The 16170-nt window shown below is 71.0% G+C and carries 16 protein-coding genes and 2 tRNA genes; 4 read left to right on the top strand and 14 right to left on the bottom strand.

Annotated elements, in window-relative coordinates:
- Window positions 1–76: 76 nt before the first annotated feature.
- Window positions 77–154: transfer RNA gene (locus tag KALB_RS08550), tRNA-Ile, on the bottom strand.
- A 274-nt stretch (window positions 155–428) separates the two neighbouring features.
- Here KALB_RS08550 and KALB_RS08545 point away from each other — a divergent pair.
- Both KALB_RS08545 and KALB_RS08540 read left to right on the top strand, forming a co-directional pair.
- On the top strand, window positions 429–1199 hold the full coding sequence (locus tag KALB_RS08545) for an IclR family transcriptional regulator (RefSeq protein ID WP_025355307.1): 771 nt from the start codon (window positions 429–431) through the stop codon (window positions 1197–1199).
- 49 nt (window positions 1200–1248) lie between these two features.
- A complete protein-coding gene (locus KALB_RS08540; RefSeq protein ID WP_025355306.1) occupies window positions 1249–2289 on the top strand; it encodes a sphingomyelin phosphodiesterase in 1041 nt (346 codons plus the stop codon).
- Window positions 2290–2501: 212 nt separating this feature from the next.
- Here the strand turns inward: KALB_RS08540 and KALB_RS08535 are convergent, their stop codons facing one another.
- Entirely contained in the window at window positions 2502–3023 is a 522-nt protein-coding gene (locus KALB_RS08535; protein ID WP_148309403.1) for a lamin tail domain-containing protein, read from the bottom strand.
- Window positions 3024–3701: 678 nt separating this feature from the next.
- Window positions 3702–3774: transfer RNA gene (locus tag KALB_RS08530), tRNA-Asn, on the bottom strand.
- A gap of 154 nt (window positions 3775–3928) precedes the next feature.
- Here KALB_RS08530 and KALB_RS48210 point away from each other — a divergent pair.
- Window positions 3929–4099 (top strand): hypothetical protein, encoded by a 171-nt coding sequence (locus tag KALB_RS48210; protein WP_169743526.1) that lies wholly within the window; start codon window positions 3929–3931, stop codon window positions 4097–4099.
- Here KALB_RS48210 and KALB_RS08520 read toward each other — a convergent pair whose 3' ends face one another.
- The 3 genes from KALB_RS08520 to dnaG all read right to left on the bottom strand — a co-directional run bounded on the left by KALB_RS08520 (window position 4100) and on the right by dnaG (window position 7332).
- On the bottom strand, window positions 4100–4867 hold the full coding sequence (locus KALB_RS08520) for a trans-aconitate 2-methyltransferase (protein WP_025355304.1): 768 nt from the start codon (window positions 4865–4867) through the stop codon (window positions 4100–4102).
- Between the two features lie 75 nt (window positions 4868–4942).
- The gene (locus KALB_RS08515) at window positions 4943–5440 is read right to left on the bottom strand and encodes a hypothetical protein (RefSeq protein WP_025355303.1); all 498 of its coding nucleotides are present in this window, start codon (window positions 5438–5440) and stop codon (window positions 4943–4945) included.
- On the bottom strand, window positions 5437–7332 hold the full coding sequence (dnaG, locus tag KALB_RS08510) for a DNA primase (RefSeq protein ID WP_025355302.1): 1896 nt from the start codon (window positions 7330–7332) through the stop codon (window positions 5437–5439). The genes KALB_RS08515 and dnaG overlap by 4 nt, the downstream gene beginning before the upstream one ends.
- Window positions 7333–7389: 57 nt before the next feature.
- Here dnaG and sigJ point away from each other — a divergent pair, with 57 nt between their 5' ends.
- Complete coding sequence (gene sigJ / locus KALB_RS08505; RefSeq protein ID WP_025355301.1) at window positions 7390–8298, top strand: RNA polymerase sigma factor SigJ; 909 nt, start codon at window positions 7390–7392, stop codon at window positions 8296–8298.
- On the opposite strand, the gene KALB_RS08500 is transcribed toward sigJ, so the two are convergent.
- From KALB_RS08500 to KALB_RS08465, 8 genes are all read right to left on the bottom strand, one after another.
- Entirely contained in the window at window positions 8279–8851 is a 573-nt protein-coding gene (locus tag KALB_RS08500; protein WP_025355300.1) for a carboxymuconolactone decarboxylase family protein, read from the bottom strand. The two genes, sigJ and KALB_RS08500, sit on opposite strands and share 20 nt — an antisense overlap.
- Window positions 8852–8887: 36 nt before the next feature.
- Window positions 8888–9994 carry a serpin family protein gene (locus tag KALB_RS08495; RefSeq protein WP_025355299.1) on the bottom strand — a complete coding sequence of 369 codons (1107 nt, stop codon included), beginning with the start codon at window positions 9992–9994 and terminating at the stop codon, window positions 8888–8890.
- 320 nt (window positions 9995–10314) lie between these two features.
- On the bottom strand, window positions 10315–11574 hold the full coding sequence (locus KALB_RS08490) for a deoxyguanosinetriphosphate triphosphohydrolase (protein WP_025355298.1): 1260 nt from the start codon (window positions 11572–11574) through the stop codon (window positions 10315–10317).
- Complete coding sequence (locus KALB_RS08485; RefSeq protein ID WP_025355297.1) at window positions 11571–12215, bottom strand: YdcF family protein; 645 nt, start codon at window positions 12213–12215, stop codon at window positions 11571–11573. The genes KALB_RS08490 and KALB_RS08485 overlap by 4 nt, the downstream gene beginning before the upstream one ends.
- Window positions 12216–12261: 46 nt before the next feature.
- Window positions 12262–12867: a response regulator transcription factor gene (locus tag KALB_RS08480; protein ID WP_025355296.1), complete on the bottom strand. Its 606-nt coding sequence runs from the start codon at window positions 12865–12867 to the stop codon at window positions 12262–12264.
- Window positions 12864–13925, bottom strand: a complete 1062-nt coding sequence (locus KALB_RS08475) for a sensor histidine kinase (RefSeq protein WP_051913300.1) — start codon at window positions 13923–13925, stop codon at window positions 12864–12866. The genes KALB_RS08480 and KALB_RS08475 overlap by 4 nt, the downstream gene beginning before the upstream one ends.
- A complete protein-coding gene (locus KALB_RS08470) occupies window positions 13922–15016 on the bottom strand; it encodes a sensor histidine kinase (RefSeq protein WP_052360441.1) in 1095 nt (364 codons plus the stop codon). The genes KALB_RS08475 and KALB_RS08470 overlap by 4 nt, the downstream gene beginning before the upstream one ends.
- Window positions 15013–16125 carry a sensor histidine kinase gene (locus KALB_RS08465; protein WP_236650202.1) on the bottom strand — a complete coding sequence of 371 codons (1113 nt, stop codon included), beginning with the start codon at window positions 16123–16125 and terminating at the stop codon, window positions 15013–15015. Before KALB_RS08465 ends, KALB_RS08470 begins: the two co-directional genes overlap by 4 nt.
- Window positions 16126–16170 lie beyond the last annotated feature (45 nt).

The following is a 16170-nucleotide window of genomic DNA, read 5'->3' as shown; positions in this document are numbered from 1 at the left end:
GCACCAGTTCAAGGACAGAAACATGGACAAAGATCCGCTCTGCGGATCTTGAACGGCCCGTCTACGCTGGTAGATGTGGTAGGGCGGGTCGGGCTCGAACCGACGACCTGACAGATTATGAGTCTGCTGCTCTGACCAGCTGAGCTACCGCCCCGTGGCGACGGCGTGCCGTCGCGTGGTGGGCAGACTACCGGCGGCGCCGAGGCGGCCGGGAGGCGGACCCCTACCCCCGCCGTCTTGCCGATCGGTGAAATCTTGACGGTTGACCGGTTTCCCCCGTACTTCAAAGATCAAACCGACTCGTCAGCGATACTTGACACGAGTGAGGACCACGGTCAGCTGACACACCCCCACCGGCTGACCTCTCCCAGCGGGCGTGGCGCCGCCAGGTGCCACGCCCGCTCCAGCTGTGAGGACCCGGAGGCCAGGTGCAGTCGGAGAGACCGCCGAGCGGGCTGATCGGCTCCGTGCAGCGAGCACTGCGGGTCCTGGAAGTGGTGGCGGAGGCGGGCGACGGGGTCACGGCGAAGGCGGTGGCCCGCCGCACGGGGTTCAAGCTGTCGACGACGTACCACCTGCTGAACACGCTGGTGCACGAGGGCTACCTGGTGCGACTGGGCAACGCGCGCGGGTTCGGGTTGGGCTACCAGTTGCCGAGGCTGAGCAACCGGCTGATCTCGGAGTTGTCGATCACGCCGGGGATCTCGCAGACGCTGCGCGAGCTGCACGCACGTGCGCGGGCGGCGATGTACTACGCGGTGATCCGCGACGACGAGCTGGTGGTCGCGGAGGTGGCGGACTCCGAGCAGCACCGCCGGGCGCAGCCCCTGGACCTGGGGTTCCACGAGTCGGCGCACGCGACCTCGTTCGGCAAGGTGCTGCTGGCGGCGATGTCCCCGGCGGCGCGTCGGCGGTACCTGTCGGGCGCGGGCCTGCCGAGGCTGACCGAGCGCACGATCACACGGCTGCCGGACCTGGACGACGAGCTGGCCGACATCAGGCAGACCGGCATCGCCAAGGAGGTGGAGGAGTTCCAGCCGGGGCTGGCCTGCCTCTCGGTGCCGGTGCGCAACGCGGGCGGCCGGGTGGTGGGCGCGCTGGCCCTGTCCACGCCGACGAGCGACTTCGACGCGCGGCGCCGACTGCTGGAGTCGATCATCAAACGCGGCGGCGAGGAGTTGTCCCGCATTCTGCCGTGAGCGGCGTGGCGTTCACCCGCGGGCAAGGCACCCCGGCTAGACAACATGAATGAAATTCATCATGGCGTTGGCGCTGGCCGCGGCGACCGTGTCACCGACCACCGCCCCGACGACCGTCTCGGTGCTGGCCTGGAACGTCAACCTGGCCACGAAGATCACCACGGGCGCGGTGGACAACCAGGCCGACCGCAGGCAGCCCGTCGTGCGCGAGATCATCGCCGAGAACGACGCCGACGTGGTGGTGATCAGCGAGGCGTTCCACGAGACGCTGGTGCCCAAGCTGCTCGACGAGCTGGCGGCCAAGTACCCGTACCACAGCGACAACGTGGGCCGGACCTGCTCGGCTGGCGGCTACCGGGACGGCAGCGGCTGGGACGCCACGGACGGCAACTGCTCGAGCTCGCCGGTGGTCGTGCGCGGCGGGGTGCAGGTGCTGAGCAAGTACCCGATCGACCGGGCCTACCAGCTGGTGTACCGCAACAGCCACGCGAACACCTGGGACTACCTGTCCAACAAGGGCGCGGCGCTGGTGCGCATCACCAAGGACGGCCAGCACTTCTGGGTGGCGGGCACGCACCTGCAGGCCGACCAGACCAGCGGCAGTTGGCCGAAGACCGGCGCACCGGTCGCCGAGACCCAGCAGGTGCGCTACGCACAACTGGGCGAACTCCGGAGCTGGGTGGACCAGAAGGTCGGTGCGGACGGTCCGGTGCTGTTCGACGGCGACCTGAACATCGAGTACTTCGCGGGACAGGTCGGCAGGCAACCCGGGGACAGCGAGGTGGACCGGGCCACGGCCGCGGTGCACGGGGTGCTGCGCACGGCCCCGGCCGACAGTGCGTACCGGACCTTCGACTGCTCGGTGAACGCCTGGTGCCGCCACAACGCGAGCTACCAGCAGTACCCGGTGGACTACCGCGACGACCTGGACTACCTCGGTTACCTCGAAGGTGTGAACCGGCCGGTGCCGAGCCGTTTCGACCAGGTGCGGGTGGTGCTCAACCCACAGCAGGGCTGGCAGCCCGGTCAACTGGACACCCGGGCCCCCTCGGACCACTACCCGGTGCGCACCACGGCGACCATCGGCTAGGACGAACTCAGGCCCCGTCCACAGGGGATGGGGCCTGAGCTGGAAGAATGCTCCACCAGTTGGCGGCTGTCACTGGTGGTTGTTTGCCACCGAATCCATGGTGTCGATCTTCACTGATTCAGTGCGGACTGGTGGTAGCGATAGTTTGCCGGCGACTTTTCAGGGAAGAGCGAGGAACGCGGACGAGCGGCCGAGAGGTGAGACCTCCCCAGCTACTCACTCCCGGAGCGCGGAGCACAGTAGAAGGAGCTGTCGGGAATACCTCGGACGTAGACTCCCGAGTGGCAGAATCCCGGGGGAATGTTCGCCTTGTCGATCACTTCACCAGTCGCCGACTGCAGGGCCAGGACGAACGGAGGGTCCAACGGGTGGGTGAAATACTGGTTAGGAGGCACCAGGCCGCTGTAGCCGATGCTGGCGAGCAGGTAGGACTTCTTGGGGTCGAGCACAGTGCCCGCCGGGATCGTGGCCAGGTCAATGAGGAACGTTGAGCCGGCCGCGTACTGCACCTTGAGGTTGCCAATGTCCTGCTGGGCGTCGCTGATGTTCGTGATCCTGATGGACTGGTCGAGCAACCCGGCGGGCCCGTGGGTGCGGACCTGATCGATCACGACGGTGGCAGACGTGGGCGGTACGGCAGCGCGCGGCTGCATCGCATTCGCCACGGCGCCACCTGCGAGCAACGAGAGAATCGTGACAGCCGCCATCAACGTGGCAGCAAGGGAACGTTTCATGAGTCTTCTCCTAGTCGACATGGAGAACGCGATAGTGACACTCCAGACATGTGCACGATTCGTGACAAACCATAGTCCGCGAACCGGTTAGGCTTGATGTCGGCGGGACTTGCTGAACCTGACCCATTTTCTCCAGTCAAGAAAACGACCCGACCGCGTCTCCAACGCAGTCTCCAATGAGACGTCCAACCTGCCCTGGCAGTAAGGGCATGGTCTCAGAGTCGAGCGTGTCAGGTGTCCGTCACAAGGGGCTATTCACGCGGCCTCGCCTGGCGCAATATCAGGATGTTCCCACGGTTCCAAAACCGGCGACGAGCATCGTTGGCGCTCATCCTGTTGATCTGCCTGTCCGGCGAGGACACGGCGCTGGGCTTGTGCGAAGTACACGGCGTTCTGGCGGGCACACTGCCGCTGGTCGTCCATGCCCCACCGCGCGCGCCCCCTGCCCCGGCCGGAGCGGCGCCCGGCGGGGGCCGCCTTGATGGACAAGACGGGGCTGTCCGAGCGGACCAGCCCGGCCCCACGCCGAGGTGCCCATGACCCAGGACAGGTACGTGGGCCGGAAGATCGCCCGAACGGGTGCCGCCGCGCTCCTGGAGCAGTTCGGGCAGGGGATGGGGAGCCCTGGAACAGGTCAGGCCCCGTACACTCCGTACGGGGCCTGACCTGGGGTTACTGCTCCTCCAGTTGGACTCGAACCAACAACCCTGCGATTAACAGTCGCATGCTCTGCCAATTGAGCTATGGAGGAATGTTCTGTTGTTGCCGGCCGGTGGTGTTCCGCTCGACTGAGGAGAACTTTACCCCATGCCGCGAAGGGGGTTTCACGGACCCCCCTGAAGCGGGTAGGGGTAGGGCAGGATGGGTCCCGGCCGGACACCCGGCCAGCGATGCGGAGGGTGAGCATGAGGGGTTTTCTGCTCGGCGTGGCCGTGGGGTACGTACTGGGAACTCGTGCAGGTCGGGAGCGGTACGAGCAGTTGGCCCGGGCCTACCGCAGGGCGGTTGACCACCCGCTGGTGCAGGGCATGGCGGGCATCGTCCGCGCGAAGCTGGGGGCCCGCAACGGCGCGTGATCAAGATCGCACGCGGGCCACGACGAACACCCGGCGGAACGGGAACCACGTGGTGCCGTCGGGCCGCGGCGGGTACGCCTCACGCAGGCTGACGGCCAGCTCGGCGCGGAAGCGCTGCCAGGAGGGCTCGTCCAGGGCCGCGCGGATCGGCCGCAGCGCGGTGCCGCTGACCCACTCCAGCACCGGGTCAGGCCCGGACAACCGCTGCAGGTAGGTCGTCTCCCAGGCGTCCACCTCGCAGCCCGCGTCAAGCAGCAGGTCGGCGTACGCCTCGGGCTCGAGCACGGTGAGCACCTCGCGCAGCGGCACCTGCGCGAGCGCCGCACGCCACTGCGGCGCCGCGAGCAGCTCACGGATGCGCACGTGCGAGGGCGCGGCGAAGTTGCCGGGCACCTGCATGGCGATCCACGCGCCCGCGGGCAGTTCCTCGGCCCAGCGGCGCAGCAGCGCGGTGTGCCCGGTGACCCACTGCAACACGGCGTTGCACACCACGAGGTCGGTGTCCGGCTTGGGGTGCCAATCGGCCACATCGGCGACTTCGGCCGCAATGCCCCGCTCCCGCGCCGCCGCGACCATCTCCGCCGAGGAGTCCGAGGCCTCCAGCACGGCCCCGGGCCAGCGCTGGGCCAGCGTCTCGGTGAGGTTGCCCGGCCCGCAGCCGAGGTCGACCACCCGCCGGGGCGAGATGGCGCCCACCCGGGACATCAGCTCGTGGAACGGCCGCGACCGGTGGTCGGTGAAGGACAGGTACTTGGCGGGGTCCCACATGTCAGCCTCCATAAAAACCGTACGTACGTCTTTTATAGCGGACAGACCGCTGCCGCACCAGGGTCCTGCCCGGGATCAGCTCAGCGGCAGCTTGGCCGACACGCGGGCCGCCAGCTCGGCGACGGCCTGGGCGTCGGTACCGGGGTCGGCGCGGACCTGCAGCACCACCCCGTCCCGGCCGGGCACCCTGCGCTGCACGAACCACGCCGCACCACCGGGCAGCTCGTGCCGGTGCCGGGCGGTGATCGACCCGGTCACCTTGCGGTGCACGGCCTCGGGCAGCCGGCCCGGCCGCTCCAGCGGGTACCGGCGGGGCGACTGGTCGGTGAGCAGCACGGCCTGACCGGCCTGACCGGTCTGCTCGGCGACGACCACGGTGAGCACGCCGTTGCCCCAGGTGGCCTTGCTGATCAGGTGCCAGCCGACCCGGCCCAGCCCGGGCAGCCACAGCCCGGCCGTGGTGGCGACCAGCTCGCCGCCGACCGCGAGCACGTGCTCTTCGGCGTCGAGCTCACCGGTGAAGCCCTCGGGCAGCTCCGCGGCACCGGTCAACCGCCGCCACAGGCCCCTCACCCGACGGCCTGTTCGCGCAGCGCCTTGCGGTACTGCTCCAGGGCGACCAGGTCACCGAACAGGGCGTGGTACTCCTCCGCGTCGGAGATCGGGGACAGCCGCTGCAACCGGGACTTCAGCTCGGTCACCTGCGTGGCGACCAGCCCTTCCTGCAACACGGCGATGATGCTCTCCACGTACCGGAAGTCGACCTCGGACTTGACCTGCAACGGCTCCACCGACAGCTCGGTGAGCAGGCTGCGCACGCTCTGGTGGCTGATGTGCCCGCTGACCGTGTCGACCAGCGCGGGGCCGGACACCCCGCAGGAGGCACCGCCCGCGGCCACGATCGCCTCGTGCAGCGCGCGGTAGGCCGGGTGCGTGAACACGTCAGCGGGCAGCGAGTCGTAGTACGGCCCGGCCAGCGCGGGCACCTGTAGCGCGATCTTGAGCGCCTCGCGCTGGGTCACCAACGCGGGATCCTTGGGCGAGGGCCGCTGTGGCCCGCTGACCTCCACGGCCAGCGCGCCCTGGTTCGGGTCCACCGCGGCCCTGCGCGGCTTGCGCTCCGCGGGCTGCGCGCCGCGCGCCATCTCCCGCACCCTGGTCACCACCGAGGCCTCGTACGGCCCACCGACCAGACCGGCCAGCATGGTGGCGTACCGGTCACGGCGCGAGGTGTCCTTGAGCTGGGCGACGAAGGGCACCGTGCGCTCCAGCGCGGCGACCTGCCCGTCCACCGAGTCGAGGTCGTACTCCCTGAGCAGGCTGCGGATGGCGAACTCCACCAGGGACTGGCGGCGGGCCACCAGGTCCTTCACCGCGGCGTCCCCCTTGGCCTGCCGCAGCTCGCAGGGGTCCATGCCCTCCGGGGCGACCGCCACGTAGGTCTGGCCGACGAACTGCTGCTCGTCCTCGAACGCCTTGAGCGCCGCCTTCTGCCCCGCCGCGTCCCCGTCGAAGGTGAAGATCACCTCGCCGCGGTAGAACTTGTCGTCCATCAGCAGCCTGCGCAGCACGGCCATGTGGTCGCCGCCGAAGGCGGTGCCGCAGGAGGCCACGGCGGTGGGCACCCCGGACAGGTGCATGGCCATCACGTCGGTGTAGCCCTCGACCACGACCACCTGGTGGCGCTTGGCGATCTCCCGCTTGGCCAGGTCCAGCCCGAACAGCACCTGGGACTTCTTGAAGATCGGGGTCTCGGCGGTGTTGACGTACTTGGCCTCGATCGCGTCGTCCTCGAACAGCCTGCGCGCGCCGAAACCGACCACGTCCCCGCCCAGTTCCTTGAGCGGCCACAGCAGCCGCCGGTGGAACCGGTCGATCGGACCGCGCCTGCCCTCCTTGGACAGTCCCGCCTTGTAGAGCTCGGCGAGCTCGAAGCCGCGACCAAGCAGGTGCTTGGTCAGCAGGTCCCAGCCCGCCGGCGCGAAACCGCAGCCGAAGGTGGCCGCGGCGGACTCGTCGAAACCGCGCTGCGCCAGGAACTCCCGCGCGGGCATGGCCTCCGGGGTGCGCAGCTGCTCGGCGTAGAACTCGGCGGCGGCGCGGTGCGCGTCGAGCATCCGGCTGCGGGTGCCCCGGTCGCGCTGGACACTGGCCCCGCCGCCCTCGTAGGTCAGCTGGATGCCGACCCGCTCGGCCAGCCGCTCCACCGACTCGATGAAGCTGAGGTGGTCGATCTTCATCACGAAGGCGATGACGTCCCCGCCCTCGCCGCAGCCGAAGCAGTGGAAGGTGCCGTGTGAGGGCCGGACGTTGAAGGAGGGGGTCTTCTCGTCGTGGAACGGGCACAGCCCCTTGAGCGCACCACCACCGGCACCGCGCAGCGCGACGTAGTCGCCGACGACCTCGTCGATCCGGTTGCGGTCGCGGACCTCTGCGATGTCGCTGTCCCGGATGCGTCCTGCCACGCCACGAGTGTAGGCGCCCGGGTGTCGGCGCCCAGGCGATGGTGCAGGATCAGTGCCATGTCCCTGGCCGAGGAGGAGTTGGCCCAGCGCTTCACCGAGCACCGGGCCCACCTGGTGGGTGTGGCCTACCGACTGACCGGGCGGCTGGGCGAGGCCGAGGACGCGGTGCAGGAGGCGTGGCTGCGGCTGGCGGGCCGCGCCGAGTCCGAGCGGGCGGCGATCCTCGACCTGCGCGCGTGGCTGACCACCGTGGTGGGCCGGATCTGCCTGGACCAGCTCCGCTCGGCGAGGGCACGGCGGGAGCGCTACGTGGGTCCGTGGCTGCCCGAGCCACTGGTCACCCCGATCGAGGGCGGGGACCCGCTGGACGTGATCGTGCGCGAGGACGGGGTGCGCATGGCGGCCATGGTGGTGCTGCACGAGCTGACGCCCGAGCAGCGCGTGGCCTTCGTGCTGCACGACGCGTTCGGCGTGCCGTTCCCGGAGATCGCCGCCACGCTGGGCTGCTCGCCCGCGGCGGCACGCCAGCACGCCTCGCGCGCCCGCAAGGCCGTCGGCGACGCGGACGCGCCCAGCCGCGTGGACCTGGCCGAGCAGCAGGCCGTCCTGGAGCAGTTCATGCTCGCGCTGGCCGCGGGCGACACCGAGGCGGTGCTGCGGGTGCTGCACCCGGATGTCGTGGTGGTCGGCGACGGCGGAGGCCTGGCCCGCACCGCGCGCCGGGTCGTCAGCGGAGCGGAGAAGGTGGCCCGCTTCGCGCTCGGACTGCTGTCCAGCTACGGCGCCGAGGCGCTGTCCGCGTATCGGGTCGTGCTGGTCAACGGGGACCTGGGCATGCTCACAGCGGGGGTGGACGCGCGGCGCCGGCTCGACCGCCGCGTGTCCTGTTTCGCCCTGCGCGAGGGGAAGATCGTCGGGATCTACGACGTGGCCAACCCGGACAAGCTCAGCCGCGTTCCGTTCTGACCGGGACCCGGCAGGCCTCGCCGGAGGTGAAGCCCTGGTCCACGATGCCCAGCGCGCTGTTCATCCTGGCGCGCATGTTCTCCAGTGCGATCAGGTAGGTCAGCTCCAGCACACCCGCGTGCCCGAGTTCGGCGGCCAGCACCGCGACCTGCTCGTCGGTCACGGCCACCGGCGAGGCGGTCATCGCGTCGGCGTAGGCCAGCGCCCTGCGCTCCAGTTCGGTGTAGCGGGGTGAGGTGGCGTAGGCGTCGATCTCACGGAGCCGATCCACGTCCAGACCGCTCAACCGCTGGAGCATCGTGCCGAAGTCCACGCACCAGGAGCAGCCCAGGTGCGCCGCCACCCGGTACACGACCAGCTGGCGCAGGCTCTCCGGCAGCACCTTGGCACCGCGCTGCACGGCCAGTTCGTGCCGTGCGGCGGCCATCATCAGCCTGGGGTGGTTGGCCGCCACGGCGACCGGCTCCGGCACAGCCCCGTACCGCCCTCGGGCGATGCGGAACAGCACCTTGGTCAGCAGGGACGTGCGCGTTGCCGCCGGAATTCTCGTCATACCCCTGGGACGAGACAGCCCGTGCTGGTGTGACAGCTACTGCGGGTGCACCACCCTGGCCACGAAGTACGGCACCCCGGTCTCCCGGTGGCGGATCACGAGCAGGAACGGCCGGTCCACGTCCACGACCACCGGGTCGCTTGGCGCCGACATGGACATCATGCGCATGGTCACGGCGGTGGCCGCGGCGCCCTCCAGCCCCTTCTCGTCGATCTTGAGCACCGACTCGTGCAGCACGTCGTCCACGTACAACCGAGGGTCCGGGCACAGTCGTGTCAGACCGGCCTCGCCGCGCCGGAACATGCCCTGCACGCCCATCTCGACCAGGGGCCGCTTGAGGCTGGCCCGGGTGCTGGCGCTGAGTTTGGGCAGCGACAACTGGATCCGCACCGAGCTGGGCGCGGCCACCAGTGCGCTCAGCGCAGCGGCGTCCAACGCGGGTTCGGCCTCGATGAGCGGGGCGTCGGGCAGCAGCACAACCGCCTCGACCCCGCCCGCCGCGGGCAGGGTCACGACCTGCCAGCCCCGCTCGTGGGCGTAGCCGAGTCGTTGGGTCAACCGCATGGTCGGCGTGTAGTAGGTGCCGGTCGGCGCGCGGAACGGCCTGTCCTCGGTCTCCTGCTCGGCGAACTCGTGCTGCCACGCCGCCTTCAGGTACAGCGCGTTGACCAGTGCGGCCACCGTGTCGGGCAGGATGGCCTGCGGGGGGATCAGCTCCGGAATCAGGCCCCTGGTCGTCTCGGCCACATCGGTGTTGATCAGCTTGCGGGCGTCCTCGGGCGCGTCGGTGAACGGCGCACCCCGGACCGCCCCGCCCGGCCAGCGCGCCAGCTCCCCGGCGAACTCCCGGCGGATCGGCAGGTCCTCCACGGCCCACAGCGTGTTGGACGCCACCAGCACCGGCTGCTCACCGCGGTGCCATTCGTCCAGCTCCGAGGCGGCCGTCAGCAACGCCGCGTGCGCACCGAGATCGCCATCGGCCGCACCGAGCAGCGCGGTCACCAACTCGGTGCGTGTCGCTCCCTCGGCACCGGTCGCGGTCAGCCCCAACGCACTGGCCACCGAGTACGGCGACCAACACAGATCGTTGTCGGGGTCGGGATCGACAGCGCGGTGCAACGCGAGGGTGAACGCCAGGTCCACGGCACCTCCACGGCTCGGGGTGACCGCGAGTCTGCCACCAGCGGCGGGCTAGCGCCGTGGGTCGCGCAATTTGACACTCGTAGGTTGCACCGGATGGGGTTTGCTTGCCACGTTCGGGTGTGGGCCACGCGACTGTGGTCCCCCCGGCACCGGGGTACGCGGCTCGCGCACCCCCGCCGTGCCACCGCCCTCCGAACCGCCCCGGCGTCCGCCGCCCACCGGCACCCTGCGGCGCAGCAGGCGCCGCAGCCCTGTTCTGATCGCTCGCATCACACCCATGAGGCCACGGTCCCACCGACAGGTCACGGTGGGCTGGACGTTCACCGCAGGCAGAACCGGTCGTACCAGGCGACGGCCTGCGCGTCGGTCAGCGAGGCCACCTGGTCCACGACCACGCGCAGCCGCTCCGCGTCCCCGGAAGCGGCCAACCAGGCGGGCCGGAACGCCGGGTCCAGCGCCTCGGGCGCCCGCTCGACCAGAGCCGCGGACAGCTCGGTGAGCTGCTCGCGCTGCACGGTCTGTAACGCGAGCCGGTGCGGGTCGCTCATCACGTAGCGCAGGGCCACCGCCTTGAGCAGCGCCACCTCGGCCGCCACCAGCGCGGGCACCTCCAGGTCGGCGGCATAGCGGCAGAGCTGCCCGTCCCCGTGCACCAGCCGGGTCTCGGTGATCGCCGCCGCCGCGAACCGGCCGACCAGTTCGCTGGTCAGCACCTTGAGCGCGACCTGGGCCCCGAGCGAACCGTCGTACTCGGCCTCGGCCAGCGCGGCCACTGCGGGCAGCCGCAGCAGCTCCACGGCGGCGTCCTCCAGCGCGGCCACCGGTTCCTCGGAGAAGTGCTTGGCGGCCAGCTCCGCGACGGCGGCCCGCTCCAGCGGACTGGCCAGTTCGCTGAGCGAGATGCGACCGGACAGCACCCCGTCCTCCACGTCGTGCACCGAGTAGGCCACGTCGTCGGCCCAGTCCATGACCTGGGCCTCCAGGCAGCGCCGCCGGTCCGGGGCGTCCAGGCGGATCCAGTCGAAGACCTCGCGGTCGTCCTCGTACACCCCGAACTTCACCCTGCCGGGCAGCCTCGGCCAGGGGTACTTCGTGGCCGCGTCCAGGGTCGCCCTGGTCAGGTTCAGCCCGCTCGCCCTGCCGTCCCCGGCGAGCACCTTGGGCTCCAGCCTGGTCAGGATGCGCAGGGTCTGCGCGTTGCCCTCGAACCCACCGCACCCGGCCGCGACCTGGTTCAGCGCGCGTTCCCCGTTGTGCCCGAACGGCGGGTGGCCGATGTCGTGCGCCAGCCCCGCGGTGTCCACCACATCCGGGTCGCAGCCCAGCTCCGCGCCGATGCCCCGGCCGATCTGCGCGACCTCCAGCGAGTGGGTGAGCCGGGTGCGCGGCACATCGCCCTCGCCGGGACCGACCACCTGGGTCTTGCCCGCCAGCCTGCGCAGCGCCGCGGAGTGCAGCACCCTGGCCCGGTCGCGGGAGAAGGCGGTGCGCTGCTCGGCGAGCGATCCCGGCAGCGCCGCCCGCTTGGGGTCCTCCAGCAGCAGCCGCTCGGTGTCGTGTCCGCCGTAGGTCGCGCTCAACTGATGCTCGCCCCGAGTTCGTCGGCCGGTGACTTGGACAGCCGGTAGAACAGCAGCGCGCCGGTCTCCCGGACGATCTGCTGGAACTGGGTCTGCCTGGTCTGCACCATGGGGCCGGAGTGAGTGGGCGAGACGCCCGCGCTGATCCCGGTGTCGTGCGCCATCGTCTGCGAGCGCAGCGAGTGCCAGGGATCGCTCACCACCACAGCCGACTCCCAGCCGCGTTCGCGGTACACCGGGGCGACCGCGCGCAGGCTCGCCAGCGTGTCGCTGCCCTGCCCCACCGCGACGATCTTGTCGGCGGGCACACCGTTGGCGGTCAGCCACATCTGTCCGGCCTGCGCCTCGGTGTAGTTGTCCCCGGCCTGCCGACCGCCCACGGTCAGCAGGTTCTTGGCCACCCCGTCGTCGTAGAGGGTCTTGGCGTGCTCCAACCGGGCCCGGAAGGCGTCCGAAGGCCGCCCGTCGTACTGGGCAGTACCGAGCACGATGGCCACATCCACCTGGGTGCGGTCGTCGATCCGCGCCACCTGCCAGACCCGGAAGGCCGTGCCACCGATCACCAGGGCCACGACCAAGACCGCTCCCAGCACGCCACGCAACAGGAATCGACGCACTGTCACACCACTCACGAAGGCCATGGTTTCACAGCGCCCGATCTGGCTGGGGTGAACTCCGGGCGAGCACTCACAGCCACCCCCTGTCCTCGGCGATGCGCGCCGCCTCCGCCCTGGTCCGCGCGCCGGTCTTGCCGATGGCCGAGGACAGGTGGTTGCGCACCGTGCCCTCGGACAGGTGCAGGGCCTTGGCCACGTCGGAGACCGTGCCCCCGTCGCTGGCCGTCAGCAGCACCTCGCGCTCGCGGTCGGTCAGCGGGCTGGCGCCGCTGGCCAGCGACTCGGCGGCCAGCGCGGGATCCACCACCCGCAGCCCGGCGTGCACCCTGCGCACCGCCTCCACCAACTGCTCGGGCGGCGCGTCCTTGACCACGAACCCGGCCGCGCCCGCGGACATGGCCCTGGCCAGGTAACCGGGCCGCCCGAAGGTCGTGCACACCACCACCCGGCAGGCGGGCAGGGCCTTGCGCAGCTCCGCGGCGGCGGTCAGCCCGTCCTTGCCCGGCATCTGCACGTCCAGCAGCGCCACGTCCGGGCTGGTGCGCTGCGCGGCGGCGACCACCTCGTCCCCGGAACCGACCTCGGCCACCACCTCGATGTCGGCCTCGATGCTGAGCATGGCGGCCAGCGCGCCGCGCACCAGCGCCTGGTCGTCGGCCAACAGGACCCGGATCACGAAGCCACCGCCACTCTGAGCAGGAATCCGCCGCCGGCGACCGGGCCGACGGCGATCTGGCCGCCGATGCCCGCGATGCGCTCGGCGACCTGGGAGTTCACCTCGGGCACGGTAGCCGTGCCGTCATCGCACACCTCAAGCCAGGACTGGCCCAGCCGCACCTCGCACCGCGTCGCCCCGTGCTCGCGGCTCAGCAATGAGGTCACCCCGTCGCGCAGCACGTGTGCGAACGCCTCGCGGTAGGCGGGCGCCACCGCGTCCACGCTGGCGGGCAGGGTCACGGCGATGCCCGCGGCCTCCAGCGCGGCCCTGGCGCCGACCAACTCGGCGGCCAGCGAGGCGGTGCGATAGCCGGACACCGCGGCGCGCACCTCGGTCACGGCCTGCCTGGCCAGGTCCTCCACCGCACGGACCTGTTCGATGGCGGCGGCCCGATCGGTCCCGCCGCGCACCTCGGCGGCGGCGAGTCCGGCCCGCTCGGTGATCGCGGCCAGCACCTGCCCGAGCCGTTCCTGCAACTCGGCGGCCAGCCTCGCGCGCTCCTCGCCGGTGGCCAGCAGGGCGATCTCGTCCTGGGCGGCCGCGAGCTGGTAGTTCGCCCGGATCAGCCGCCCCATGAGCCAGGTGGCCACGGCGACCGCGAGCAGCACGATCCAGTCGGTGGCCAGCGAGTCGAGCCCCCGGCCGGCGCTGAGTAACACACCGGCGCCGGTCAGCACGCAGAGCAGCACGGCCAGCTCGACGGCACTGGGCAGGGCCAGCGCGGCCACGGACACGGCGTAGACGTACAGCCAGGTGCTGTCCGGCCCGAGCAGGAGGACCACCACGGTGGCCAGCACGAGCAGGCCAGCCAGCATGAGCAGTCGCCGGGTCAGGCTCCAGCCCCACATCAAGGCGAGGGCCACCACGCAGCCCGTCCCGTAGCCGAGGAACGCGATCGCCAACACGGCGGCCAGCCACGGGTTGTCCTGCCGCGCCATGCCGATGACCACGCTGGGCACGGCGAACAGCAGGAACATGAAGATGGGTACCCACCTCCACTTCCGGTCGCCGGTCACACCGCCACCTCCCCCGCACTGACCCGCAGCCGGAAGCCGCGCGCGGGCAGCGGACCCGCCTCCAGGTGCGCGCCCACCCCGTCCAGGCGGGTGGACAGCCCCGTCAGCCCGTGCCCGCCTCCGGAACCACGCGACCCCGCCGCCGTCGCCACCGCGGCCCCGTCGTCGCGGACCTCCAGCCAGGAGGGCCCCAGCCGCACCTCGCACCGGGTCGCTCCCCCGCTGTGCCGCAGCACGTTGGTCACCGCCTCACGCAGCGCGTAGGCGAAGGCCTCCTGGTAGACCGGGGCCACGTCGTCCACGGCCAGCGGGAAGTCGGCGACCAGCCCTGCCGAGCGCAGCGCGGACTTGGCGCTGACCAGCTCGGCGGCCAGCGAGGCGTTGCGCTCACCGGTGACCGTCGCGGTGATGTCGGCCAGTGCCTGCCCGGACAGGTGCACGATCTCCACCAGCTCGGCCAGCGCGCGGTCGCCTGCCGTGGTGGTCTCCAGCACGCGCCGGGCCAGTCCTGCCTTGACGGTGATCGTGGTCAGGCTGTGCCCCAGCACGTCGTGCAGGTCGCGGGCCACCCGGCTGCGCTCCTCGGCGACGGCCAGCGCGGCGATCCGGTCCCTGGCCAGTCTCAGCTCCCGGTGGGTGCGCACCATGTGGGCCAGGGACAGGCACATCGCGGTGACCGAGATCAGCACGACCACGAGCCCCTTGTTGTCCTCCTGCCAGGTGAGCAGAGCCAGCCCGGCGACCAGTCCGCCGTTGACCAGGAGGACCAGCCGTACCGGCAGCACGGCAGCGCTCATCACCGCGGCCCAGACCAGGGTGTACGGGGTGGTGATCAGGGCCAGCACACAGCCGAGCGCGACAACCGGCAGTACACAGCCCAGCTGCCAGGTCAGGGTGCGCGGCCACACCAGCGGCGGCACCGCCACGCACAGCGCGGTGTAGACCAGCTGACCGCAGAGCACCAGCGCCGTGGCCCACCAGGGCCGGCCCGGGTCGATGCCGCCGACCAGCAGCGGGATCTGCACCAGGCTCAGGCCGACCATCGGGGCCACCCAGGTCCAGCGGCGGTTGAGCAGCTCGCCGGGACTCATGTGACCGCCTCCTGAGGAACGCTCACACGCAGCAGGAAACCACCGCCGGACAACGGCCCCGCGTCCAGCTGGCCACCGATCGCGGCCATGCGCTCGGCCAGCCCCGCCAGCCCGGTGCCACCACCGCGCGAGCGGGACTCGGCCGCTGTCGGCGCCGAAACGGTGCCGTTGTCGCGCACCTCCAGCCAGGACTCGCCGAGCAGGACCTGGCAGCTGGTGGCGCCGCTGTGCCGCAACACGTTGGTGACCCCCTCTCTGAGCGCGTAGGCGAAGGGCTCCTGGTAGGCGGGGGTCACGTTGTCCACCGCCCTGGGCAGATCGGCGTTGATCCCCGCGGAGGCCAGGGCCACCCGCGCACCCGCCACCTCCGCGGTCAGCGTGGCGCTGCGGTGCCCCGACAGGGTCGCACGCACCTCTGACAACGCCTGCCTGGACAGCTGCTCGGCGTCGCTGACCTCGGCCAGCAGCCGGTCCACCGCGCCCGGGTTGGTCTCCAGCAGCCTGCGCACCAGGCCGAGCTTGACGGTGACCGTGGTCAGGCTGTGCCCCAGCACGTCGTGGATGTCCCTGGCGACCCTGGCCCGTTCCTCCGCGGCGGCCAGCCTGGCCACCTCGTCGTTCGCCTCGCGCAGGGCGGCGTTGCGCTGGGCGAACCGGCTCAACCCCACGGTGAGCGCGATCATCAGCACGAGCATGCCGTAGCTGGGGCCGCCCTCGGGGCGCAGCGCGCTCACCACGAACGCGACCAGGGTCACCAGCCCGGACAGCGAGGTGCCCACCCAGTTGGGGAACAGCACCGCTGCGACAGCGACGAGATAGACCAGCAGATCCGACTGCCCGGGCCCCAACACGGCCACCATCGCAGCGCCCAGCACGGACATGACCGCCAGCAGGACGGCCCGCAGCGTGGGTGACGACAGGAACGAGGAGGCGACGCCCACCGGGTAGCACAGGGCGTACAGCAGCAACACCGTGAACCCCGACCAGGCGCCCAACTGGGCCAGCGCCTGGAGTGGCTCGATCAGCCACACCAGGAACACACACGAGAAGACGGCGGTGAACAGCGCCTTGCCGCCGTTCCGCCGTCGCTCTCGACACCTTCTCCGCACGAGCACAACGGTAGGACAGGGGTCCGACAAGCACCCATGACAACT

The sequence above is a fragment of the Kutzneria viridogrisea DSM 43870 genome (assembly GCF_000525635.1).
Taxonomy (GTDB): domain Bacteria; phylum Actinomycetota; class Actinomycetes; order Mycobacteriales; family Pseudonocardiaceae; genus Kutzneria; species Kutzneria viridogrisea.
This window is presented reverse-complemented; position numbering and strand designations above follow the sequence as displayed.